19 protein-coding genes and 1 pseudogene are annotated in these 24,216 nt (G+C 40.5%); 12 read left to right on the top strand and 8 right to left on the bottom strand.

What is annotated here, in order from left to right:
- Positions 1–266: 266 nt before the first annotated feature.
- The 5 genes and pseudogenes from glnA (at position 267) to glnG (ending at position 5,086) form a co-directional block, all read left to right on the top strand.
- On the top strand, positions 267–1,676 hold the full coding sequence (gene glnA / locus HC725_RS13920) for a glutamate--ammonia ligase (RefSeq protein WP_190332448.1): 1,410 nt from the start codon (positions 267–269) through the stop codon (positions 1,674–1,676).
- A gap of 145 nt (positions 1,677–1,821) precedes the next feature.
- Positions 1,822–1,947: pseudogene (locus HC725_RS16930) on the top strand (DUF4124 domain-containing protein); the annotation flags it as partial.
- An 81-nt stretch (positions 1,948–2,028) separates the two neighbouring features.
- Positions 2,029–2,418, top strand: a complete 390-nt coding sequence (locus HC725_RS13925; RefSeq protein WP_238928513.1) for an Ig-like domain-containing protein — start codon at positions 2,029–2,031, stop codon at positions 2,416–2,418.
- A 107-nt stretch (positions 2,419–2,525) separates the two neighbouring features.
- Positions 2,526–3,611 carry a nitrogen regulation protein NR(II) gene (gene glnL, locus HC725_RS13930; RefSeq protein WP_190332452.1) on the top strand — a complete coding sequence of 362 codons (1,086 nt, stop codon included), beginning with the start codon at positions 2,526–2,528 and terminating at the stop codon, positions 3,609–3,611.
- A gap of 62 nt (positions 3,612–3,673) precedes the next feature.
- Positions 3,674–5,086 (top strand): nitrogen regulation protein NR(I), encoded by a 1,413-nt coding sequence (gene glnG, locus HC725_RS13935; protein WP_190332454.1) that lies wholly within the window; start codon positions 3,674–3,676, stop codon positions 5,084–5,086.
- 592 nt (positions 5,087–5,678) lie between these two features.
- Here the strand turns inward: glnG and polA are convergent.
- The 6 genes from polA to recQ form a co-directional block, all read right to left on the bottom strand.
- The gene (gene polA / locus HC725_RS13940; protein ID WP_190332456.1) at positions 5,679–8,492 is read right to left on the bottom strand and encodes a DNA polymerase I; all 2,814 of its coding nucleotides are present in this window, start codon (positions 8,490–8,492) and stop codon (positions 5,679–5,681) included.
- 625 nt (positions 8,493–9,117) lie between these two features.
- Positions 9,118–10,158, bottom strand: a complete 1,041-nt coding sequence (locus tag HC725_RS13945) for a nickel/cobalt transporter (RefSeq protein WP_190332458.1) — start codon at positions 10,156–10,158, stop codon at positions 9,118–9,120.
- 22 nt (positions 10,159–10,180) lie between these two features.
- Positions 10,181–10,858: a DUF1007 family protein gene (locus HC725_RS13950; RefSeq protein ID WP_190332459.1), complete on the bottom strand. Its 678-nt coding sequence runs from the start codon at positions 10,856–10,858 to the stop codon at positions 10,181–10,183.
- 200 nt (positions 10,859–11,058) lie between these two features.
- Positions 11,059–11,772: a 7-cyano-7-deazaguanine/7-aminomethyl-7-deazaguanine transporter gene (locus HC725_RS13955; RefSeq protein WP_190332461.1), complete on the bottom strand. Its 714-nt coding sequence runs from the start codon at positions 11,770–11,772 to the stop codon at positions 11,059–11,061.
- Between the two features lie 187 nt (positions 11,773–11,959).
- Positions 11,960–12,265: a DUF3630 family protein gene (locus HC725_RS13960; RefSeq protein WP_190332463.1), complete on the bottom strand. Its 306-nt coding sequence runs from the start codon at positions 12,263–12,265 to the stop codon at positions 11,960–11,962.
- A gap of 2 nt (positions 12,266–12,267) precedes the next feature.
- Positions 12,268–14,139 (bottom strand): ATP-dependent DNA helicase RecQ, encoded by a 1,872-nt coding sequence (gene recQ, locus HC725_RS13965; RefSeq protein ID WP_194687969.1) that lies wholly within the window; start codon positions 14,137–14,139, stop codon positions 12,268–12,270.
- A 287-nt stretch (positions 14,140–14,426) separates the two neighbouring features.
- Here recQ and rarD point away from each other — a divergent pair, with 287 nt between their 5' ends.
- Positions 14,427–15,431 carry an EamA family transporter RarD gene (rarD, locus tag HC725_RS13970; RefSeq protein ID WP_190332465.1) on the top strand — a complete coding sequence of 335 codons (1,005 nt, stop codon included), beginning with the start codon at positions 14,427–14,429 and terminating at the stop codon, positions 15,429–15,431.
- Between the two features lie 9 nt (positions 15,432–15,440).
- A complete protein-coding gene (locus HC725_RS13975; protein WP_190332467.1) occupies positions 15,441–16,094 on the top strand; it encodes a LysE family translocator in 654 nt (217 codons plus the stop codon).
- A 749-nt stretch (positions 16,095–16,843) separates the two neighbouring features.
- Here HC725_RS13975 and HC725_RS13980 read toward each other — a convergent pair.
- The gene (locus HC725_RS13980; RefSeq protein ID WP_190332468.1) at positions 16,844–17,380 is read right to left on the bottom strand and encodes a CpxP family protein; all 537 of its coding nucleotides are present in this window, start codon (positions 17,378–17,380) and stop codon (positions 16,844–16,846) included.
- Between the two features lie 212 nt (positions 17,381–17,592).
- Between HC725_RS13980 and HC725_RS13985 the strand changes: the two genes are divergently transcribed.
- The 3 genes from HC725_RS13985 (at position 17,593) to HC725_RS13995 (ending at position 20,209) form a co-directional block, all read left to right on the top strand.
- A complete protein-coding gene (locus HC725_RS13985) occupies positions 17,593–18,276 on the top strand; it encodes a response regulator (protein ID WP_190332470.1) in 684 nt (227 codons plus the stop codon).
- Positions 18,276–19,640: an envelope stress sensor histidine kinase CpxA gene (gene cpxA, locus HC725_RS13990; protein WP_190332472.1), complete on the top strand. Its 1,365-nt coding sequence runs from the start codon at positions 18,276–18,278 to the stop codon at positions 19,638–19,640. The genes HC725_RS13985 and cpxA overlap by 1 nt, the downstream gene beginning before the upstream one ends.
- Positions 19,641–19,729: 89 nt before the next feature.
- The gene (locus tag HC725_RS13995) at positions 19,730–20,209 is read left to right on the top strand and encodes a tRNA (cytidine(34)-2'-O)-methyltransferase (RefSeq protein WP_190332474.1); all 480 of its coding nucleotides are present in this window, start codon (positions 19,730–19,732) and stop codon (positions 20,207–20,209) included.
- Positions 20,210–20,329: 120 nt separating this feature from the next.
- On the opposite strand, the gene HC725_RS14000 is transcribed toward HC725_RS13995, so the two are convergent.
- Positions 20,330–20,830: an FxsA family protein gene (locus HC725_RS14000; RefSeq protein ID WP_190332476.1), complete on the bottom strand. Its 501-nt coding sequence runs from the start codon at positions 20,828–20,830 to the stop codon at positions 20,330–20,332.
- Positions 20,831–21,162: 332 nt separating this feature from the next.
- Between HC725_RS14000 and aspA the strand changes: the two genes are divergently transcribed.
- Both aspA and HC725_RS14010 read left to right on the top strand, forming a co-directional pair.
- Entirely contained in the window at positions 21,163–22,608 is a 1,446-nt protein-coding gene (aspA, locus tag HC725_RS14005) for an aspartate ammonia-lyase (RefSeq protein ID WP_446751371.1), read from the top strand.
- A gap of 129 nt (positions 22,609–22,737) precedes the next feature.
- A complete protein-coding gene (locus HC725_RS14010) occupies positions 22,738–24,042 on the top strand; it encodes an anaerobic C4-dicarboxylate transporter (RefSeq protein ID WP_446751372.1) in 1,305 nt (434 codons plus the stop codon).
- The last annotated feature ends 174 nt before the right edge of the window (positions 24,043–24,216 follow it).

Consider the following 24,216-nt stretch of genomic DNA (forward strand, 5'->3'; position numbering starts at 1 on the left):
CACGCACCATGTTAGTGCAACTGCGCACCAAATTAGATCATCGACTTGCACCTTATTGGGCTTTATAACTTTAGTTCTTTGAATTTAAAGGATTTATTTTCTTGGCACGATTTTAGCTTAGTACTAAGCATCATTGATAATTTTAAACAATCAAGATCGCTTAATGCAGAAACTCACTAAAAAACATAGTTACTAAAAGACATGTTCACTAGTAAGAATAGCTTTAATCGTTCAAACAGTATTAATAACACCGGAGGTTATCCAAGATGTCAGTTGAAAACGTACTCTCTCTGATCGCTGAAAACGAAGTTAAGTTTGTTGATTTACGCTTTACCGACACTATCGGTAAAGAACAACATATTTCTATTCCTGCACACCAAGTAGATGCAGACTTCTTTGAAGATGGCAAAATGTTCGACGGTTCTTCTGTCGCTGGCTGGAAAGGCATTAACGAATCTGACATGGTCATGATGCCAGATCCATCAAGCGCAGTATTAGACCCATTCACAGAAGACTCAACGCTAAATATCCGTTGTGACATTCTTGAGCCTGCAACCATGCAAGGCTACGACCGCGACCCACGCTCTATCGCAAAACGTGCTGAAGACTTCATGCGCTCAGCGGGCTTTGCTGACACTGTGCTTGTTGGCCCAGAACCAGAATTCTTCCTATTTGATGACGTTAAATTCGGTAACGAAATGTCAGGCGCATTCTTCAAAATTGACGACGTAGAAGCGGCTTGGAATAGCGGTACAGAATACGAAGGTGGTAACAAAGGTCACCGTCCTGGCGTTAAAGGTGGTTACTTCCCAGTAGCACCTGTTGATTCATCTCAAGACATCCGTTCTGCTATGTGTTTAATCATGGAAGAAATGGGTCTTGTCGTTGAAGCACATCACCACGAAGTAGCAACAGCAGGTCAAAACGAAATCGCAACTCGTTTTAATACCTTGACTGAAAAAGCAGATGAAATTCAAATTTATAAGTATGTTGTTCATAACGTTGCTCATGCATACGGTAAAACAGCGACTTTTATGCCTAAACCACTCGTTGGCGACAACGGTTCTGGCATGCACGTTCACATGTCTCTTAATAAAGATGGTGTAAACCTGTTTGCTGGCGATAAGTACGGCGGCTTATCTGAAATGGCACTGTTCTACATCGGTGGCATCATCAAGCACGCGCGTGCAATTAACGCTTTTGCTAACCCATCGACTAACTCATACAAACGTCTTGTACCTGGATATGAAGCGCCGGTTATGCTTGCATACTCTGCTCGTAACCGTTCTGCATCAATTCGTATTCCAGTAGTACCAAGCCCTAAAGCTCGTCGTATTGAAGCTCGTTTCCCAGATCCAGCGGCTAACCCATATTTGTCATTTGCTGCTCTATTAATGGCAGGCCTTGACGGTATTAAGAACAAGATTCACCCTGGCGATGCTATGGATAAAGACTTGTACGACTTACCAGCAGAAGAAGCTGCAGAGATCCCGAAAGTAGCGGAATCTCTAGAAGTCGCTTTGAAAGCACTAGATGATGATCGTGATTTCTTAACTTCTGGCGGTGTATTCTCGGACGATTTCATTGATTCTTATATCAAGTTGAAATCTAAAGATGTTGAGCGCGTTAATATGGCCGTTCACCCACTTGAGTTTGAATTGTACTACTCAGTTTAATACTCGTTGGTTTACGCCTTCAGGTTTATTTCTGTAACAGTGTAAATAATACGAAAATTTTAGGCTCGCCTCTCAGGTGAGCCTTTTTTTTGTTGTGAGGAAAAAGGCAAACGATAAGCTGAGTAAAAACTAAGGAGTCCGCACAATGATACGGTATTCATTTATATTTATATTACTTGTGACTGCACTTTCCAATGCTAATGAAGTTTATAAGTGGACAGACAATAACGGCGTTTTACATCTCAGTGATACCCCTCCTACAAAAACCATCAACGCTAGCAACAGAGAAACTCTAATACTCCCCGATGTAAGAAGCTCAGCGCCAATACACCAATACGGCGATACCCACGATATGAATAAACCTTCCGAAACAGTGTCTCAAGCACCATTGTTCGAAAAAAATAGTATACCATCGGAGAATGTGTCACCAAAAAATGAAAAACCAATTAAGAAAGAAATCATCGTCAGTATTGAAACGCCAAGCAACGATCAAACATTAAGAAGTAGCCGTGGTTCAATCACTGTCCAAGCAAACTTAAGTCGTAAATTAACCATTGGTGAGCGCGCGCAATTAATTTTCGACAATCAACCTTTTGGTGCACCAAAAACTACTACGTCTTGGGAGTTAAGCAATATTGATCGTGGTGAACATACAATAACTGTCCATATTGTAGAAAGCGGCAAGGTTATTGCATCATCTTCTACCATTACGGTATATCTGCATAAAACAACCGTAAATTAGACGTATGATGAGATCATTGGCCTTTTTATTTGTACTGATTTTTATCATGCCCCATACTGAAACTTATTTACGCACCAATTTAGTGCAAATAATACAAAGGCAAGATAATGATGCAATCAGACCACAATGGAGCACTAGCTGCCGCGATTCTCGGTAATCTCGTGACTGCCACTTTTCTATTAGATGAAAAACTGATCATTCATTACGCCAACCCTTCGGCTGAACAATTATTTTCTCAAAGCGTAAAACGATTACAGGGCACACCGCTCTCTCAGCTTATCCAACACGCCTCAATGGACTTAGCGCTTTTTACCCAGCCATTACAAAGTGGTCAAAGCATTACCGACAGCGATGTCACCTTTGTCATTAACGCCAAGCCTATGATGCTTGAAGTTACGGTTAGCCCTTTATCACTCCAAGGTACACAATTTGATAAAAATCTAATGCTATTGGTTGAAGTTAGGAAAATAGATTCTCAACGCAGACTTAGCCAAGAACTCAATCAACACGCTCAACAGCAAGCGGCAAAACTATTGGTTCGAGGACTTGCTCATGAAATTAAGAATCCTCTCGGGGGGTTACGCGGCGCGGCACAATTACTTGGCCGTATGTTGCCAGATCCCAATTTAAACGAATACACCCAAATTATTATTGAGCAAGCCGATCGTCTACGAGCTCTAGTTGACCGCTTACTAGGCCCTCAAAAACCAGGAAAGAAATCCTCTGAAAACTTACATCTAGTCATAGAGAAAGCCCGTCAGTTGGTGGAATTAGAATTTGGTAGCCAAGTTGTCATTGAGCGAGATTATGATCCTAGCATGCCACCTATCCTGATGGATGCAGATCAAGTCGAGCAAGCTTTCCTTAACATCACCAGTAATGCCGCTCAGATTTTAGCTCAGCAACCAGATGGCAAGATCACGATTCGTACTCGCACCGTCTATCAAGCCAATATTCATGGTCAACGACATAAACTGGTGGCTCGAATTGAAATTATGGACAACGGACCGGGGATCCCAACCGAACTACAAGATACCTTGTTTTATCCAATGGTCAGTGGTCGAGAAGGTGGTACAGGCTTAGGGCTATCTATTTCACAAAATATAATCGACCAGCACCAAGGTAAAATCGACGTTGAGAGCTGGCCCGGACACACCATTTTTAGTATTTATTTACCGATTCAAAGTGCGTAATTACTACGCGTTTATCCCATTTAAATGGATATATTATCGGAACTTGCAAAGGGAATTAGGACATGAGTAAAGGATTCGTATGGGTCGTCGATGACGATAGTTCTATCCGCTGGGTATTAGAGAAAACATTATCTTCTGCCAACATCCAATGTGAAACATTCGCAGATGCAGAAAGTGTCATTTCCTCCCTAGAAAGAGAAACGCCAGATGTGCTTATCTCTGATATTCGCATGCCAGGCATGGATGGATTGACATTACTCAAACAGCTCCAGAATAGCTACCCAAATTTACCCGTAATTATTATGACGGCACACTCAGATCTAGATGCTGCCGTAAATGCGTATCAAAAAGGCGCTTTTGAATACATTCCGAAACCTTTTGATATTGATGAAACCTTAACTCTGGTTGAACGTGCAATTGCGCATAGCCATGAACAGCGTACCGATAATATCCAGGAAAATCGTATCCAAGATGTAACACCGGAGATATTAGGTGAAGCACCCGCGATGCAAGAGGTATTTAGAGCTATTGGACGTTTATCTCGCTCCTCGATTTCTGTTCTTATTAATGGTGAATCAGGTACGGGGAAAGAGCTTGTTGCTCATGCACTCCATCGCCATAGCCCCCGTTCAAAACAACCTTTTATCGCCCTTAATATGGCCGCAATTCCAAAAGATTTAATTGAATCTGAACTATTTGGCCATGAAAAAGGCGCGTTTACTGGTGCGAATGCGGTGAGGCAAGGTCGATTTGAACAAGCGAATGGCGGCACTCTTTTCTTAGATGAAATTGGAGATATGCCTTTAGATATTCAAACTCGATTATTGCGAGTATTAGCGGATGGGCAATTTTATCGTGTCGGGGGGCACGCGCCTGTCAGTGTTGATGTTCGCATTATTGCTGCCACCCATCAAAATCTAGAAAAACTGGTCAATCAAGGCGGATTTAGAGAAGATTTATTCCATCGGTTAAATGTTATCCGAGTCCATATACCAGCATTAAGAGAGCGCCGCCAAGATATAGAAAAACTCGCTGCACATTTTTTGTCTCGCGCAGCAAAAGAGCTCGCGGTTGATGCTAAGTCTTTGCACTCAACAACAGTAGAAGCCCTAAACCGACTACCTTGGCCTGGTAATGTGCGTCAATTAGAAAATATTTGTCGCTGGTTAACGGTGATGGCAAGCGGTAGTGAGGTTTTACCCGCAGATTTACCCAATGAACTGGTGAGCGAAAAAAATAAAAACCTCACGGCAAACACTCAACAAGGATCGTGGCAAGAACAGTTAGAATCTTGGGCGCAACAAGCTTTAGCTTCTGGCGAATCAGACCTCCTGGCCATGGCTCAACCAGAGTTTGAACGCATTTTATTACAAACGGCGTTAACCCATACTAACGGGCATAAACAAGATGCTGCTAAGTTATTAGGCTGGGGACGAAATACTCTCACAAGAAAATTAAAAGAACTTCCTCTTTAATACCCTTACGATCTGATGACTCATCTTGTGTGATCAGGTCGTACTGATACGATGCTTTTAACTGCACGACTAAATTTAAAAGATTGAATTAAAAATGAAGAAGGCCTTCGACTTACTTATTCTGCTATTTAATAACTAAAAATTTATTACACAGATTAAATTAAGATGCCTGCAGATTAAAAGATAATTGAGAGATCATAAAGTGAAGTGAATACATATGAGAAATGGTAGATTCAGACATTGAAGACCAATAAATAAAATCATTATAAAACAATAGACTACATTTACTTTAGGGCAAAAAAAACGCCTCAATCAAAAACTGACTGAGGCGGCTTAAACAGCCTAATCCAATAACGTGAAACAAAAGGTCTAAAAGATAGAACATCTTACCTTTGTACCCTACCCATTTAATTTACCGTAATTATGATTATTTTCAAAGTTATTTTTGTTCTTTTTTTTCACCCTCGTTATTAAAACAACAAGAAAATAAATACATCATTACTTTATTTTAAGTTCAAAAAAGCCATCTCGAAAGATGGCTATAAATTTCATACCACAATTAATATACCGTACAATAGGCTATCTATATAGGTTAATGAGCCTGATCCCAATTATCTCCGTGATCAAACTCCGCCACTAATGGCACTTTAAGCTCAACCGCTGACTCCATTAATTGTTGTATTTTTATTTCAATCCTTGCTAATTCACTTTCTTTAATTTCGAATACCAATTCATCGTGAACTTGCATCAACAGCTTAACATCACCGTTACCTTCATCATCAATCCATTTTGCAACTATTAACATCGCCTTTTTAATGATGTCTGCTGCTGTTCCTTGCATTGGTGCATTGATTGCCGCTCGTTCAGCGCCTTTACGGCGCATGCCATTGCTCGATTTGATTTCAGGTAAGTGTAAGCGGCGTCCTAAGATCGTTTCAACATAGCCTTGTTGCATTGCTTGTGAGCGAGTGTCTTCCATATATTGCATTACACCTGGATAACGCTCGAAATACACATCCATATATTGCTGAGCTTCACCGCGAGAAATGCCTAATTGTTTCGCAAGGCCAAAAGCACTCATACCATAAATAAGGCCGAAGTTAACGGCTTTAGCACGGCGACGTTGCTCTGAAGTCACTTGTTCAATATCAACGCCCATCACTTCAGCGGCAGTAGCAGAGTGAATATCTTTTCCTTGAGCAAACGCTTCAAGTAATGCTTTATCACCAGAAAGATGAGCCATGATACGCAATTCAATTTGGGAGTAATCGACAGCCAAAATTTTCCAACCATGTGGTGCAATAAAGGCTTGGCGAATACGACGTCCTTCTTCATTACGAATAGGAATATTTTGTAGATTTGGATCTGTCGAAGATAAACGACCTGTCGCCGTCACCGCTTGATGATATGAAGTATGCACTCGACCCGTCTGTGGATTGATCATTTTCGGCAATTTATCGGTATAAGTTGTTTTTAGTTTCGCAAGGCCACGATGTTCTAAAATCAACTTAGGTAGCGGGTAATCAAAGGCTAATTCTTGCAACACCTCTTCATTAGTTGAAGGGGCCCCAGATGGCGTTTTCTTCACCACAGGCAAGCCCATTTTTTCAAATAAGATCGCTTGTAATTGCTTTGGTGAGCTTAGGTTAAACTCTTGCTCTGCTACTTCAAATACTTTTAATTGCAGCTCGTCTAATCGAGCAGCGATTTCTTGTGATTGAGCATTAAGCAGCATGTCATCAATCATTACACCAGTGCGTTCAATTTTAGAAATCACAGGGATTAATGGCACTTCAATATCTTTATAAATAGAAAGCAGCTTTTCATCTTGCTCTAATGCGGCTTGTAGTCGATTGTGCAAACGCAGTGTTACATCAGCATCTTCAGCCGCATAAGGGCCACATTCTTCAATCGATAATTGATTAAACGTGAGTTGTTTTTTGCCTTTTCCGGCCAATGACTCAAACGAAATACAGCTGTGTTGTAGAAAGCGTAATGCCAAACTATCCATATCATGTTTGCCACCAACGCTATTAAACACGTAAGAGGCCAACATGGTATCAAACTCAATACCTTGCATTTCAATATTGTAACGCGCTAATACGCTCGCATCGTATTTTAAGTTCTGCCCTACTTTGGCTTGCTTTGGATCTTCGAGGATCGGTTTAAGTTGATCTAACACCCAATCTCGATCAAGTTGCTCTGGTGCATCTAAATAATCATGAGCAACGGGTACATAAGCCGCCACGCCTTCTTCTACCGCAAAAGATAAACCAACTAAATTTGCCACCATGTAATCAAGGCTGTCTGTTTCAGTATCAAAAGCAAACACCTTTGAGGCTTTAAGCTTATCTAACCACTCTAGAAAAATATCTTTGTCGAAAATAGTCTCATAAGCACTGCGATCAATATTGGCAGGACTCATATCCACTTCTAATTCATCCGCCGTAGTAGTCGCATTCATTTTAGTATTTTCTTTTGCTACGGCTTTAGCACCATCGATGGCTGCAATTTTTCCATCACCACCTTCAAGTAATTCATTGAGCCAAGATTTGAAGGTCATTTCACCGAACAGTTGGATCAATTCATCTTTATTTGGTTCAGATTTGCATAAACTTTCAGGCGTACAGTCCAACTCTACATCGAGTTTAATCGTGGCAAGCAGATAAGACATATCGGCATTGGCTTTATTTTCTTCTAATTTTTTCGCCATGGTTTTTGAACCACGAAATGATAAATCAGCGATTTTATCTAAGTTTTGATAAATACTTTCCAGATTGCCTAACCCTTGCAACAACGCAACAGCTGTCTTATTCCCTACGCCAGGTACGCCAGGAATGTTATCCACTTTATCGCCCATCAAAGCTAAATAATCGATAATCAGCTCTGGTGGTAATTCAAATTTCTCGATCACCCCTTCTCGATCCATCACCACATTGGTCATGGTATTAATCAAGGTCACGTTATCATCAACCAATTGCGCCATATCTTTATCACCGGTGCTGATCAATACCGGCATTCCCATTTTAGAGGCTTGCGTGGCTAAAGTGCCAATCACGTCATCGGCTTCAACGCCTGGTACGCAAATCAATGGTAGGCCCATCGCTCGGATAATATTATGCAAAGGTTCAATTTGATCGCGCAGTTCATGCGGCATTGATGGACGATTCGCTTTATATTCCGAATACATATCATCACGGAACGTTTTTCCTTTCGCATCAAAAATGACAACAAAACGATCCGAAGAAAACTGGCGCATCATGCTACGAAGCATATTTACAACACCGTACACAGCATTAGTTTGGATCTTGCCGTTGGTCATACTTTCAGGGTAAGCATGAAAAGCACGATAAAGATAAGAAGAACCGTCGATTAAAATTAGAGAGTTGTCAGCAATTGTTGCCATAGTGTTTGATATCCAAGCAAGATGATAAACAGAGAATAGCTATAGGATGCCACGTCTGTGTGTTGGGATCTATCTGAGGAGACGCTTTATCTGAGTTCTCTCTATACTCAAAATATTTATGGTTACTCGTATCGAAACAACCTTCTGTGGATAACTTTGTTGTTAACTTTTTTACCATCGGTTTGTCAATGTCAAGATCTTTACATTATTTATTATAAAATGATTTAATTACAAATACTTAAAGTAAATCGGATCATGACAACCCAAAACATAACCTCTGGATCCTTTGTGGAAAACCTTTGATCTAAAATGAATATATATAAATTTAAAGATAAGTAAGAGCTACCCCCCTGTAATTCTCAAGCAAAAAAAAGGCTAACTCTGATGAGTTAGCCACGAGAATCAATACCTTGGTATTTTCTCTAAATACACTGGAAGCAATGTGAGCAATGTCGTGTCAAAAGATTAAAAGCTGGCCTCGTTTGGGTGAGAACCAAATTCCTATTCCCTTCGACACGGTTAATAATAATGATTCTCATTACATAGTCAACATCTAAATGAGAAAAAGTCTCATTTAATTTTAAGGTGTTTTATATTTACTTATAAAACATAAGCTTGATGGTAATCATACAATCGGTGTCATACCATATAGGTTCGATTGAAGCATAACGATGCTCATTAAAATCAAAAGTACACCAGCCAATAATCGTAAACCTAATATACCCAACTCGAATATTGGCGCATTATATTGTAAATAACGTTGAGCCAATTTTTTCCCAGAGACCGCCATTAAAGCAATCACCGAGGTCGTTAATGCCGTTCCAGCCGCCATAACAAATGCACTCACCATTCCCAACCAATACAAACCAATCACCTGAGAAAAGAGCAGCATCATGATCGCGCCGCTACATGGGCGAATACCAATGCTGAAAATAATATTGAAATAGTCTTTAGCACTCGACGCTTGGTTCATTTCATCGGCATTGGCGAAGTGCTTATGTCCACATCCACAATGATCATCGTGCACATGATCTAATTTAGTCTTGTTTAATGCCAACGATCGAATTGATCCCATCTGGTGAGTAGCAGTTAATGGCTGTATATTAATCACTTCAAACTGAGGTGTTTGTGCTGCTGATCTACGTTTTTTCCAGAGCAGTTTTAACGTAGAGAAGATAATTAACCCTCCCAGTAGCGCCACTGTCCAATAACTCACTTGGATCAGCGTTTCCACTTTAGCGTTAACTTGACGCATAGACGATTCAAAGATAAACAACATGGCAGACACCAAAATTATTGCTACCACCGCCTGCATTGCCGCTGAAACAATCGTTAACCACAAACTGGTTTTGACTTTGGTTGGATAAATAGACACATAAGTCGTCACAATCACTTTGCCATGCCCTGGCCCTAATGAGTGCAATGCTCCATAAATAAAGCTCAGTCCCACCAAATAAAGCATTGCGCCTTGATTGTGATCTTTCGCTTCATAAAGAAGATCGGTTAATTGACTATTAATATCACGCTGCCACTGAGCACTATAGATAATAATACTTGGCCATAAAGACCATAATCCCCATCCCAAAAGGCTGGCGCAGAGCATGACCAAAACAAGTTTGATTCGGTAATGGTTCGTAATATTGATGTTTTGAGTAACAGAAGTCATGAACTCGATCTCAGGCTAATATTTATTGGCAATTTAAGGTGGCTTTTTGAGTAAACAATTGCCCTAATTCATAGTCAGGATCCGCATCGGCGGGTAATGACATAGCATAAGTGACTTGCTTTGAACTTGGTTTCGGCTGGATCAAATCCACTTTACAATAAGATTTGAGAGATTCCGAAAGCTCAATATCTTTCTTATCCTTCCAATACATATCAATATAATAGGTGTGATCATAAATCGATAAACTCAGATCTTTAGTATTCAATGGTAGAGGTTGATCAAGCTCTAAATCAAAACTGAAAATCAGTTTACCTTTAACTAAAGCCAAGGTTGAATCGGTTACCTCTTTATATCGAATCGGAGTATCACCTTGATAGAAATAGGTAAAGTAATGCTCGTTTAGCATATTTTTGATAATCGAATCCGATACCTTTTGCAGCGTTTCTTCTTTGTACTGTGGTGACATATCTTCACCATCAAGAGTATAAGTCGATGTCATAGCATCAAACGTCCACTCCATTTTCAAACCCGTAATCGCATTTTTATCACCTTCAATCATGGTTTTAGTTACAATCCAAGAATGAGGATGGGCGGTGGCGGATTGAGAAAAAAGGCCAATCAAAACAGCCAATATCACAGTAATATTGAGTCGTTTAAAGAAAAAATAGCGTGGTTTATTGATAGCGATAACAGATAACATGAGCGGTTTTCTCTTTAGGTTAAAAAGCTAGGCTAGATTAAAGGAAAATAAGCATAAAAAAAACCAAGATCGAAATCTTGGCTTCTTAGCTTTGTTACTAATCATGATATACCCGTCTTGCTTAAGGTATAAAGGCAAATCACCATCTTGATTAGCTTAGTACTATATTTACTAATTTTATTCGTAACTTACCAAGATTATTATTTATTTACTGCTGTGAGCTTTTTCATTAAGTAATTAAGTAATACGCCATACATTGGTACAAATAAACCCAAACTAATGACCAATTTAACGCTGTAATCCACTAAAGCGATTTCTGTCCAGTGTTGCGCCATAAATACATCAGTACTCATATAAAACGCTATCGAGAAGAAAGCTAAAGTATCTAATGCATTGCCAAACAAGGTTGAGCTGGTTGGTGCTACCCACCATTGCTTCATTTGGCGCAAGTGATTAAACACATGAATATCCATAATTTGGCCGAGTAAATACGCCATAAAACTCGCAATCGCAATACGGGCAACAAACAGATTAAACACGGCTAATTGCGCCACACCTTGAAAACTGCCTTGGAAAAATAAGACTGACAAAACATATGAAATGGCTAAGGCCGGTAACATCACCCAAAAGATGATCCGTCTTGCCATACCAGCACCAAAAATACGCACCGTTAAATCAGTGGCCAAGAAAATAAATGGGAAGGTAAATGCACCCCAAGTGGTGTGTAAACCAAATAAGGTAAACGGGATCTGCACCAAATAGTTACTCGATGCGATGATAATAAGGTGGAAAATCACCAACCAAAATAAGGCTTTATTATTCTCTTTGAGAGAACTTTGGGTTGCCGTATGTTGTGATGAAAATTGTTGCACAGGCGAAAGTGCCGCCTGTTGAGCAGAATTATTGTTCGTCATATTGTGACCTTTTTTTAATGTATGGGGGCGAGGGAACCCATAATTCAGTTATTATAAATACAGTTGATAACCTGACTTTTCAGTCAAGCCGTCTTAAAAGCCGTGCGATTATACCGAAATCAAATGACGCTGCAAGTGTTCGCTTTTCACACAAACACTTGTTTATTGAAACCATGATGGGCATTTCTTATCCAATGCCGATCGCAAACAACTTAGTCAAATATTGTAATTCTTCATGACCTTGTTGCGGTGATAAAGCTTCAATCCACATGGTTTCTGAGTAATGCTCCGCGCGTAAAAATAGCTGACAGCCTTCAAAATCAATCAGCCAAGAGTGCAAATCCGCATCACTTTGTTGATCAACAATCGAAGCCGATAATATTGATATCAATCTTTGACCTAAAGGCGGATAAGAATCAAAATCAAAACTCGGATTCACTAAAATAATACGCCCTGCTTCGGCGTCAAATTCGCGCAAACTAAACATCGCCATGCTTATCTTTCACCTAAAGTTAGGTGCTCCTGAATCACATCCAAAAAGGCATCGGCATATTTTTCAAGCTTACGCTGACCAACACCGTTCACCGCTAACATTTCGCCATAAGAGGTTGGCAGAATATCCGCCATGTCCACCAACGTCGCATCACTAAACACCACATACGGCGGTAAGCCATCTTCATCTGCAATGGATTTACGTAACTTACGCAACTTAGCGAACAGTTTTTTATCGTAATTTTTAGTGACTAATTTGTCATTTTTCGCCGATCGAACTGCGGTATCTAAACGCGGCACCGCTAACTGCAGTTCCATATCACCACGTAATAATGGGCGAGCTTCTTCGGTCAGTTGTAGCGTCGAATTTCGGGTAATATTTTGCGACAACAAACCTTTATGGATCAGCTGGCGCATAATGCTAACCCAATAATCATGGCTGTGTTCTTTACCAATGCCATAAGTAGTGATTTTATCGTGCCCATTATCGCGTACTCGAATATTTTGCATGCCGCGCAGCACTTCCACGACATAGCCCACACCGAAGCTTTGATTAACCCGATACACACACGACAGCGCTTTTCTGGCCGCTTCCGTACCATCAAAATGCTTAGGCGGATCAAGGCAAATATCGCAGTTACCGCACGGTTTATGACTGTATTCACCGAAGTAATTCAACAGAACTTGGCGACGACAGGTCTGCGCTTCAGCAAACGCACTCATGGCATTAAGCTTATGGCTTTCGACTTGCTTTTGCGGCCCTTCATCTTTTTCATCCAACATGCGACGCAGCCAGCTCATATCAGCAGGATCGTATAACATCACCGCTTCAGCTGGCAGACCATCTCGCCCTGCTCGACCAGTTTCTTGATAGTAAGATTCAATGTTACGCGGAATATCGAAGTGCAATACAAAACGCACGTTAGGCTTATTAATCCCCATGCCAAAGGCCACCGTGGCAACCACAATTTGAATATCATCTTTTTGAAACGCTTCTTGCACATACGCGCGCTCATCATTGTCCATACCGGCATGGTAACCCGCAGCTCGAATATGGTTATTGCACAGCTTTTCGGTCACCATTTCGACTTTTTTGCGGCTGCCACAATAAATAATCCCACACTGACCTTTTTGGGTGGCGAGATAACGGATCACTTGCGAAACGGGCTTGTGCTTTTCAAGCAAGGTATAGCGAATATTAGGGCGATCAAAGCTACCCAAATATTCTAAAGGGTTGTTCAATTCCAAGCGTGAGATGATGTCTTTACGAGTTGCTTCATCCGCTGTTGCGGTTAACGCCATAACAGGGATATGTGGAAAACGCTGCTTAAGTTGCCCGAGCAAAGCATATTCGCGGCGGAAATCATGCCCCCATTGGGAAATACAATGCGCCTCATCCACCGCAATCATACTCAGCGGCAAATGCTCCAAACGTTCACTAAAATCACGGCTTAAGATCCGTTCTGGTGAGATATACACCATTTTTAGCTGACCATTATTCATGCGGTTATACACACGAATCAAATCTTCACGATCCATGGAGGAGTTGATGCATTCGGCTGCCACGCCATTGGCTTTAAGTTGATCGACTTGATCTTTCATCAAGGAAATCAGCGGCGAAATAACAATCGTTAAACCGGAAAATAACAATGCTGGTACTTGGTAGCATAACGACTTCCCGCCACCAGTTGGCATAATAACTAAACTATCTTGCCCAGCTAATACACTGTCGATAACTTGCTGTTGACCCACACGATAACTCTGATAACCAAACACATCCTGCAAAATTTGAGCAGCATTGTTTGCCGATGTTCGAATCGAGTCAGCTTGAGAAGGCTCTGGTGAGGAAGGTTCAGCGGTAACAGACGCAGGCATAAGATCTCAATTACTTTGGAGTTAGATACAGGCTTTAACCAATTACTTTGGCGCTAGATATAGACGTTAACTAGATATAGGCTTTAGCTAAGAAGTATAAGTGGCTAAATGGTCGGCTATTGTAGAGGGGTTTGGCTTAGATTGAAACTCTCGCTCTCATCTAGATTCTCGTATTCACTCATTATTCATTTACAGCAATAAGGTTATAACTGCATTTCATTAGGTAAATCAATCCATCACTTTTATACTGCTTGACCTTAATTATATAAATAAAAGACATAAATCAAATGGATGATGAATTAAATCGAACCAAGCAAGGCGTGCTACTTGCGATAATGGCCTATATGATGTGGGGCATTGCGCCTATTTATTTTAAAGCACTCGGTGAAGTATCCCCTTTTGAAATCCTTTGTCACCGGATTATATGGTCTTTTGTTTTCCTTGCCGCTTTACTGTACTTCACCAAGGGCTGGGAGCTGATTAAGATCACACTCAAATCTCGAACCAAAGTATTCTATTTACTGGTGACATCGGTCACGATCGGCGTTAATTGGTTAGTTTTCATTTGGGCGATCAGCATTGATCATATGCTAGATGCCAGTCTCGGCTACTACATAAATCCTTTATTTAATGTATTGCTCGGAATGATTTTCCTCAATGAGCAACTACGTAAGATGCAATGGTTCGCGGTGGCGTTAGCCAGTATTGGTGTTCTGGTGCAATTAGCCGTTTTTGGCTCGGTGCCAATTATTGCCATTATGTTAGCGGTCAGTTTTGGTATTTATGGTCTGCTGCGAAAAAAGGTCAATCTCGACGCCTTTACTGGGCTATTCATTGAAACCTTAGTCCTTTTGCCTGTAGCTTTGGTGTATTTATTTATCTTTGCCGACAGCGCTACTAGTCACATGACTAATAACAGCGCACTACTCAATACATTATTAATTGCAGCCGGGATCGTCACTACCCTGCCTTTATTATGCTTTGCCGGTGCCGCGGTGCGCTTACGTCTAGCGACCTTAGGATTCATTCAATACATTGGACCAAGCTTGATGTTCCTATTGGCGGTGTTTGTCTACGGAGAAGCATTTACATCGGACAAAATTATTACCTTTGCTTTTATCTGGGCGGCGTTAATTCTATTTACTTGGGACGGATTAAAAAATAACTCAACCAATAAAAAACAAGCCACAGCCTTAAAAGCCGCTACCGCTTTAGAAGTCGAAGTGACGAATGAAACATTAGTACAAGAGATTAATGAAGCAAGCCATCAAACCGACACAAAAGGATTATAAAGTTCTCCCATGAATGAAATTAGCCTATTAATAACACTCGCCAGTGTACATTTTATTGCTTTAATGAGCCCAGGGCCTGACTTTGCCTTGATTGTCCAAAACACTAGCCATCATGGTCGACGCACCGGATTAACCATTGCGGCAGGATTGTCAGCGGGCATTTTGGTTCACTCAATTTTAAGCATAACCGGAATCAGCTATTTGGTTCAGCAGCACCCAACCTTATTTTCGTTCGTACAAATATTAGGGGGAAGCTACTTACTTTATTTAGGGATTGGTGCATTAAAAAGTTTATATCAAACAAAAAAAGCAGTAACAGAGCCAAATGAGAATAAAAAAGCGAGTCGAATATTAAACAATCAAAAACAAGCTTTTTCTAAAGGATTCATGACTAATATTTTGAATCCGAAAGCCTTGGTATTTTTTATTAGCTTAATGTCGTCTTTGGTTCCCGCCTCAATGTCGATTACAGGAAAAGTTTCCGCCGTCTTTATTTTATGGTCTTTGGCTCTATTCTGGTTTTCGTTATTGGCTTGGTTATTATCAACTAAGCGTTTGCAGAAAAAATTAGAATCTTGTGCGCACTACATTGATGGTATTTGCGGTGTAATTTTCACTTTAATTGGCTCCATTATTTTATGGCAAGCCATCTACCACCTTTAGAAAAAGTGTCACTATACAGACTTTTGACCAGTCGCTTGTGCGAGATCTCTTACAAATAAGTGAGAATTTCATCATTCAACAATATAAAAACGCGCATAAAAATAACGCAACTCATTGATTTAAAACAAATGACACTATTTTCAATATAATTTCATGTAATTAATGTGAACTTCGCCCATTGTTCTTGGTCGGTTTATCCGTAATATTAAACCTGTCGGAAGGATACTGACAGGAACAGGAAAGACCCAAGGATAGGTCATCTTCAGGATGAAGATTTGGTTACTTAGGATAGAGTAGCCAGCACGGAGTAAAATTGGACATTGAATGGACGCAATCATTACTAGGATGGTAATGACTAAGGAAAGACGATGGACACCTCAGGATTGAGGCAAGGATTGAACATCAGGATGATGTAAAGGACACCGCTCAAGGAACAAGTGATGCGCGCTAATTAGGATGAATTAGTAGGCTAGGATAAGGCCAAGGACACCGCTAGGATGGCGATGAAAAGGAATATGCTGAAGGATACAGCACTGCTATCAAGGATTTGATGCATGGAGCACTATTAGTAGCCGGATTGCTGCGAGTAAGACTATAACCCCGAAGAGCTTTTGCTCCTCGGGGTTTTTCTTTTTTTATTGCGATACAAAACTTAATGGCTATAAAAAGCTTAATGGCTATAAAAAATCGAGATCCAAATAATCATTTAGATCTCGATGCTTTATATCAATTTATAGATTAACTAGAGATTACTTAGCTTTTTTCTCCGCACGATCTTTTCGATGCTCTTTCATTTTTTCCCATTTTTCCATGCACTGCTGATGTTGTGTTGCTTGAAGCTTTGAGAATTCTTGCTTTTGCTCTGGGGTTAATACGCTGAACATATCATGACGCGATTTTGTCATTTTCACTTGCTGTTCAACACGATTATTCGCCATATCTTGTACCAATGAGCGGACTGCATTCTCATCAAATTTCTCGGCCATGACTAATTTTTGCATCTTTTCATGGTTCATTTTAAAAGCATCTTTACCAGCTTTAAAATCAGCCTTCATTGCTTGTCGATCAGTTTGGCGAAGATCTTTCAATTTCGTTTTTTGAGCATCGGTTAAATTAAGTTGATGCCAGATCTTCATCTCACCTTTCATTCCGCATTGCCCACCGCCCATCATTCCATGATGATTTGACATGCTATCTTTGCTGTCAGCCAAAGCCGCCACTGAACCGAGTGTTAATGGCGCTGCTACCAACATCAATACTGTTTTTTTCATTAAAGCATTCATCATTTACCTACCTATGTTCATATGAAATTGTGGAGTTAAGAAGCAAGATTGAGAGGAAATACTCGCTCCATGAAACTGCTGTAAGAATAGAGCGTATAACGTAAAGGGGTGTATGATTTACGTAAAGGTATGTAAATCGATGTCAAAACAGTCGTTTTAAAAACAAAATCAAGGATAATCACTCCATCATATCTCCTACATTTGAGGTCTCGAATATGGCACACATTCTACTTGTCGATGATGATATTGAACTCACCGCATTACTTAACGACATTCTGACTTTAGAGGGTTTTGAGGTATCACAAGCCCATAATGGCGAAGAAGGGTTAATGATAATCAATGAGACTATTGATTTGATTTTACTCGATATTATGATGCCAAAAATGAATGGTATGGAAATGCTGAAACAACTTCGTCATCACTGGGAAACCCCTGTACTGATGCTCACAGCAAAAGGTGAAGAGGTCGATCGTGTGATTGGTTTGGAGCTTGGAGCCGATGATTACCTGCCTAAACCTTTTAGCGACAGAGAATTATTAGCGAGAATTAGAGCCATTTTACGTCGGACTCAAATCAATAAAAACGAATCTAACAATAATCAAACTCCACATGACATCCAAATATTTCCGGGAAAACAAGAGGCTTACCTTCAAGATAAATACCTTGATCTCACCAGCACTGAATTTTCTTTATTGCATTATTTCTTAGAGCACATGGGTGACTCGATTAGTAAAGAAACGCTTAGCCTTGAAGTTTTGGGGAAACGTTTAAGCCCCTTTGATCGCGCCATTGATATGCATGTATCCAATTTGAGAAAAAAACTGTCTGAGCTTAATGGCGATAAAGTACTTATTAAAACGCTGCGTGGACGTGGTTATTTAATGGTCGAGGCCGAATAATGAACTTGCCAAAGATCTCAAGTTTATATGGCCGTATATTTGCCATTTTCTGGCTCACAATGCTATTAGTCGCCGTCGCCATTATTACGATTTCAAGCCTAGATCCTCGTCAATTACACGATATACCAGCAGAACCTTTAGCTCGCCTGCAGCAGCATGCAAAAAAGATTACAGTACAATTTTCGGGCGCCTCATCTCTAAAAAAATCCATACGCGAAGTCGAGCACTACGATAGCGACAAACAAATCGATTTTTACTTTGCTAATGAAGACTCTAACTGGGTAACACCTATTCATGGAATGCGCACCAGAGCACTCAATAATTTTATCACCTTGTCCGATATTGCAGGTAAACCACAACAGCGCCTTTATAATCGATTAATGATTGCAGGGCCGCTCCCTGTCGTGATAGCAAAAACACCACTAAAAATGTATGTCACCATAAACTGGCATCGGCCTCCTCCTTTTTTATTACAACTTCTCGACCGCCCGATTCAACTCTTATTAGCTGTAATGTTAAGCAGCACCCCTTTATTATTATGGTTAGCTTGGGCACTGAGCCGGCCTGCAATGAGGCTTGAGAAAGCAGCGCAAAAAGTGGCAAGAGGTCTACTTGAGGTCGATCCTAATTTAGAAAGGGGCCCAACCGAATTTAAACAAGCTGGAGCCAGTTTTAATCAAATGGTACTGGCAATTAATAACATGATCCAAGGGCAACAACGACTGCTATCAGATATTTCACATGAACTTCGTTCTCCGTTAACCCGATTACGCATGGCCAATGCATTAGCCATACGTAAGCAAGGTGAAAGTTCAGAACTCACTAGAATTGATACTGAAACTGAACGCTTAGAAGTTATGATTAATGCCTTACTTGAACTATCACGTAGAAAAGCGGACACACATCAAGTCCGTCAACACTTACTTGCCGAAGAGTTATGGAGAAGTATGGTGGATGACGCGCAATTTGAAGCCGAACAAATGGCCAAACAACTGCATTGCAATGTCATTCCTAAATGTTACTTAACAGGAACGCCGTACCTGCTTACTAGCGCTATTGAAAATGTGGTACGCAATGCCATTAAATACAGCAAGCATAATATTTGGTTAAATTTTTCATACCATAAACATGACATTAAAATCGTCGTAGAAGATGATGGTGATGGCGTTGATGAATTAGAATTAGAAGCCATATTTCGACCTTTTTATCGTGTTTCCACAGCCAGAGATCGAGATAGTGGCGGCACAGGTTTAGGCTTAGCCATTACTCACTCGGCAATCCACCAGCATAATGGCACCATTAAAGCGTCACATAGTAAGAAAGGCGGGCTTTGCGTTACTATCACGCTTCCCGTCAATACTTAACCAACCGTTGTGATGTGTTGCTGTAGATATTAATGACAGCAGCCTTTATACTCTCGGCTGTCTTTTATCTAAAAATACGAGTTACCTTTATGTTCGATATCGCTTTATTTGAACCAGAAATTGCACCCAATACTGGCAACATTATTCGCCTTAGTGCAAATTGTGGCGCGAACTTGCATTTAATTGAACCTTTGGGATTTGATTTAGAAGAAAAGAAAGTGCGTAGAGCTGGGCTGGATTATCATGATTTAGCCAGAGTAAAACGACATAAAGATTATCCTGCGTTTCTGGCATATCTACAGCAAGAGAAAGGCGATAATGTCCGAATCTTCGCTTGTACCACCAAAACCACTGGTCATCATGTTGATGCCGCCTTTCAACAAGGCGATGTTTTATTATTTGGCCCTGAAACTCGCGGTCTTCCCGCGGAGGTCATTGAAAGTTTACCGATGGAACAACGGATCCGTATCCCTATGATGCCCGACAGCCGAAGTTTAAATTTATCGAATGCGGTGGCTATTATCGCTTTTGAAGCTTGGCGACAAATGGATTTTGGTGGCGCAATATAAAACCTGAGAACTCATTTCAAATAATAAAAAAAGAGCGGGCCGTTATTAGGTTCGCTCTTTTACCTTCCGCTCTCTCAACAAAACGATCCCGTTTCGAGAGTCTAAGTCGACTTGCTAACTTTACTTATCTATTCGCTTATCTTCATCCGTTTGTTTTTCATACTCTCCTTCAAACACATCGCCTTGCTGATCATGCTCAGAGTAACGAAATGGATCTTGCGAATGACTCGATTGAAATCCACTACCAAATGCTTGGTTCGCAGTATTAATTTTTATACGTTTCATCAATTGCTTAGCAAAGATAGCTCGCGGACCAGGAAGCAATATCATTATTCCCAAGAAATCCGTCATAAATCCAGGAACAAGAAGCAACACACCAGCAATCGCCAGCATGACACCTTCAACAATTTGCTGTGCGGGTAATTCACCTTGCTGTAAACGAGATTGCACTGACATCAAGGTTTGAATTCCTTGGCTACGTACCAAAGAAGCACCAACGATCGCTGTCGTCAACACAATGGCAATCGTTGGCCATAAACCAATCGCACCACCAACTTGAATAAACAAGGTGATCTCAATAATCGGAACCAAAATAAATAACACAAGTAAAATAGCAAACACAAACACCTCCAATAATCTTGTTATCAGTGTATGCCCTAGTGCTTGATACAACAAATAATAACCACTACAAAATGTAATAGATATCTTGTTTATCTAGTTAAAAACATTAAATTTACAACAAATGAATGACAATTCAGACTCAATATTAATACAAGTGAAGGGATACTTTTCATTTGGCAAATATAGGAGCACAAAAGTTTGATCTATGATCTATATTTATCACTCTAAAGGGGTATGATTGCAGCCAGAAAAAGACGCCTATTGTTCTAATGAATGGATTCTAAGCAACACGGCAAATATTGTATTTATTTAGCTTATACGCTTTAAGGATCATGTTTATGACAACTCAAACCCCTATCACACAACAATTCCGTATTGAAGAAGATCTCCTTGGTCAGCGTGAAGTTCCCGTTGAAGCTTATTATGGTATCCATACGGTTCGAGCAGTAGAAAATTTCACTATATCTAGCAATACAATTTCTGATGTACCTGAATTTGTTCGTGGCATGGTCATGACAAAGAAAGCCGCCACTCTCGCGAATAAAGAAATTGGTGTACTTCCTACCGATATCAGTGATTACATTATCCAAGCATGTGACGTCATTCTGACCACAGGAAAGTGCATGGATCAATTCCCATCAGATGTATTTCAAGGTGGTGCGGGCACCTCGGTCAACATGAATACTAACGAAGTTATTGCCAACTTGGCGCTTGAGTTAATGGGTAAACAAAAAGGTGAATACGACATCATCAACCCAAATGATCACGTTAATAAAAGCCAATCCACCAACTGTGCTTATCCAACTGGTTTTCGCGTATCCGTTTATAGCAGCATCTTAAAAACCATCGATGCCGTTGAATACCTTAAAGCGGCATTTGAATTAAAAAGCCAAGAGTTCCACAGTGTATTAAAAATGGGCCGTACTCAGCTTCAAGACGCGGTTCCTATGACAGTTGGTCAAGAGTTTCATGCATGGGCGGTCACCTTAAATGAAGAAGTTCGTAACCTACAATATATTTCTAAATTATTATTAGAGGTCAACTTAGGAGCTACTGCAATCGGTACTGGTCTTAATGCAGCCCCTGAATATCAAGCGCTTGCGGTTAAACATTTATCTGAAGTCACCGGCTTTGAATGTGTTGCTGCTGAAGATTTAATTGAAGCCACATCAGATTGTGGTGCTTATGTAATGGCACATGGCGCGCTAAAACGTTTAGCCATCAAACTGTCTAAAATTTGTAATGACTTACGCTTACTTTCTTCTGGCCCTCGCGCTGGATTAAACGAAATTAACCTACCAGAATTACAAGCTGGTTCGTCTATCATGCCTGCGAAAGTTAACCCAGTAATTCCAGAAGTAGTAAACCAAGTGTGCTTTAAAGTATTAGGTAACGATACTGCGCTTTCTTTTGCCGCAGAAGGTGGTCAATTACAATTGAATGTAATGGAGCCTGTAATCGCACAATGCATGTTTGAATCGTTAGAAATATTGAAAAATGCCTGTGTGAATCTACGCGAAAAATGCGTTGATGGTATCTCAGTAAATAAAGAAGTGTGTGAAGCATATGTATTCAATTCCATCGGTATTGTCACTTACCTGAACCCATACATTGGCCACCACGAAGGTGATATCGTCGGTAAAATTTGTGCTGAAACAGGCAAAAGCGTACGCGAAATCGTACTTGCTCGTGGCCTATTAACCGAAGCCGAACTGGATGAAATCTTCTCACCTGAAAACTTAATGCACCCACAATACAAAGCGAAACGTTATAACTAAACCAACGCGGGCCATTATGTAAATTAACGAAGGGAGCGCGTATATTGCTCCCTTTTTTCATGCCTAAGATACATATACTGCATGGACCTATATATCGAATTCATACTTTATAATCAGGAAACACCTATTATGTTAATACAACTATTTATTGTTTTACTCTTTATTTACCTCGGTGCTCGCATCGGTGGTATAGGCATTGGTTTAGCCGGTGGCGCAGGTGTCATTGTCTTATCGCTAGGGCTTGGGGTTCCTACCAGTCAAGCCCTCATTCCAATTGATGTTATTTTAATTATTATGTCTGTGATCACAGCAATTGCAGCTATGCAAGTCGCCGGTGGTATGGATTGGTTGGTTAAGCTCGCTGAGCAATTTTTACGTAAAAACCCTAAGCGTATTACCTTTTACGCTCCTATCGTAACGTATTTTATGACGTTATTAGCAGGTACAGGCCATACTGCATTTTCCACTTTACCGGTTATTGCAGAAGTCGCGAAAGAGCAAGGTGTTCGTCCTTCTCGCCCACTTTCCATCGCCGTTATTGCTTCTCAAATAGCGATCACGGCATCACCAATCTCTGCGGCAGTGGTTTTCTTTGCCGGTATTTTAGAGCCGCTAGGAGTCAGTTATATTCACTTATTAATGATATGCATTCCTACGACGTTCACAGCTTGTATGATTGGTGCTTTTGTTGCCAACTTCATGGGCTGCGAATTAAAAGATGACGCTATCTACAAAGATCGCCTTGAAAAAGGCCTAGTTAAAGTGTCATCAACGAATGAACGTCATATTTTACCAACGGCTAAAACCGCAACCTACATATTTATTGCTGCAATTGGTTTTGTTGTTTGCTACGCAATTGCCATTTCTGACTCTGTTGGTCTTATCTCCAACCCTGCGCTTGGTCGCAACGAAGCTATCATCACTGTAATGCTAACAGCTGCGGCAGCTATCGTATTATTTACTAAAATTGACCCTTCACTGATCTCTTCTGCACCGACATTCCGATCAGGTATGACAGCCTGTATTTGTGTTCTTGGTGTCGCTTGGTTAGGCTCTACTTTTGTCAATGCTCACGTTGATAGTATTAAAGAAGTCGCGGGTACATTGCTGGCGGATTATCCTTGGATGTTGGCTATCATATTGTTCCTCGCCTCTATGCTACTGTACTCACAAGGCGCGACAACAACGGCTCTAATGCCTGCCGCATTAGCGATTGGCGTTGCACCATTAACCGCCGTTGCTTCATTTGCAGCAGTATCGGCATTGTTTGTACTACCAACTTACCCAACATTGCTTGCTGCAGTTGAAATGGATGATACTGGTTCAACTCGGATTGGTAGCTATGTTTTTAACCATCCATTTTTTATTCCAGGCTTAGCGACAATTAGTTCTGCTGTCGCCCTTGGTTTCCTATTGGGCGGTATGATTCTGTAAGTTCATAGCTAAATAACTACTATTATTGAGAAACATTAATATCCGTATGAGCCGTCATACGGATTTTCTATTTTTATCCACGAACAATGAATTCTATTTACAACCTTCTGATATACTCGTCAAAGCACTAGCCACTCAAAGAAACCAATTCGTTTCGCTGTGGTCTGAACTCTA

The sequence above is a fragment of the Vibrio sp. S17_S38 genome, assembly GCF_014694375.1.
Classification (GTDB): Bacteria; Pseudomonadota; Gammaproteobacteria; order Enterobacterales; family Vibrionaceae; genus Vibrio.

What these genes read in the sequence shown, in the direction of transcription:
- glnA (WP_190332448.1), top strand. Translation starts at nt 267, where the DNA reads ATGTCAGTTGAAAACGTACTCTCTCTGATCGCTGAAAACGAAGTTAAG.
- HC725_RS13925 (WP_238928513.1), top strand. Translation starts at nt 2,029, where the DNA reads ATGAATAAACCTTCCGAAACAGTGTCTCAAGCACCATTGTTCGAAAAA.
- glnL (WP_190332452.1), top strand. Translation starts at nt 2,526, where the DNA reads ATGATGCAATCAGACCACAATGGAGCACTAGCTGCCGCGATTCTCGGT.
- glnG (WP_190332454.1), top strand. Translation starts at nt 3,674, where the DNA reads ATGAGTAAAGGATTCGTATGGGTCGTCGATGACGATAGTTCTATCCGC.
- polA (WP_190332456.1), bottom strand. Translation starts at nt 8,492, where the DNA reads ATGGCAACAATTGCTGACAACTCTCTAATTTTAATCGACGGTTCTTCT.
- HC725_RS13945 (WP_190332458.1), bottom strand. Translation starts at nt 10,158, where the DNA reads ATGACTTCTGTTACTCAAAACATCAATATTACGAACCATTACCGAATC.
- HC725_RS13950 (WP_190332459.1), bottom strand. Translation starts at nt 10,858, where the DNA reads ATGTTATCTGTTATCGCTATCAATAAACCACGCTATTTTTTCTTTAAA.
- HC725_RS13955 (WP_190332461.1), bottom strand. Translation starts at nt 11,772, where the DNA reads ATGACGAACAATAATTCTGCTCAACAGGCGGCACTTTCGCCTGTGCAA.
- HC725_RS13960 (WP_190332463.1), bottom strand. Translation starts at nt 12,265, where the DNA reads ATGGCGATGTTTAGTTTGCGCGAATTTGACGCCGAAGCAGGGCGTATT.
- recQ (WP_194687969.1), bottom strand. Translation starts at nt 14,139, where the DNA reads ATGCCTGCGTCTGTTACCGCTGAACCTTCCTCACCAGAGCCTTCTCAA.
- rarD (WP_190332465.1), top strand. Translation starts at nt 14,427, where the DNA reads ATGGATGATGAATTAAATCGAACCAAGCAAGGCGTGCTACTTGCGATA.
- HC725_RS13975 (WP_190332467.1), top strand. Translation starts at nt 15,441, where the DNA reads ATGAATGAAATTAGCCTATTAATAACACTCGCCAGTGTACATTTTATT.
- HC725_RS13980 (WP_190332468.1), bottom strand. Translation starts at nt 17,380, where the DNA reads ATGATGAATGCTTTAATGAAAAAAACAGTATTGATGTTGGTAGCAGCG.
- HC725_RS13985 (WP_190332470.1), top strand. Translation starts at nt 17,593, where the DNA reads ATGGCACACATTCTACTTGTCGATGATGATATTGAACTCACCGCATTA.
- cpxA (WP_190332472.1), top strand. Translation starts at nt 18,276, where the DNA reads ATGAACTTGCCAAAGATCTCAAGTTTATATGGCCGTATATTTGCCATT.
- HC725_RS13995 (WP_190332474.1), top strand. Translation starts at nt 19,730, where the DNA reads ATGTTCGATATCGCTTTATTTGAACCAGAAATTGCACCCAATACTGGC.
- aspA (WP_446751371.1), top strand. Translation starts at nt 21,163, where the DNA reads ATGTTTATGACAACTCAAACCCCTATCACACAACAATTCCGTATTGAA.
- HC725_RS14010 (WP_446751372.1), top strand. Translation starts at nt 22,738, where the DNA reads ATGTTAATACAACTATTTATTGTTTTACTCTTTATTTACCTCGGTGCT.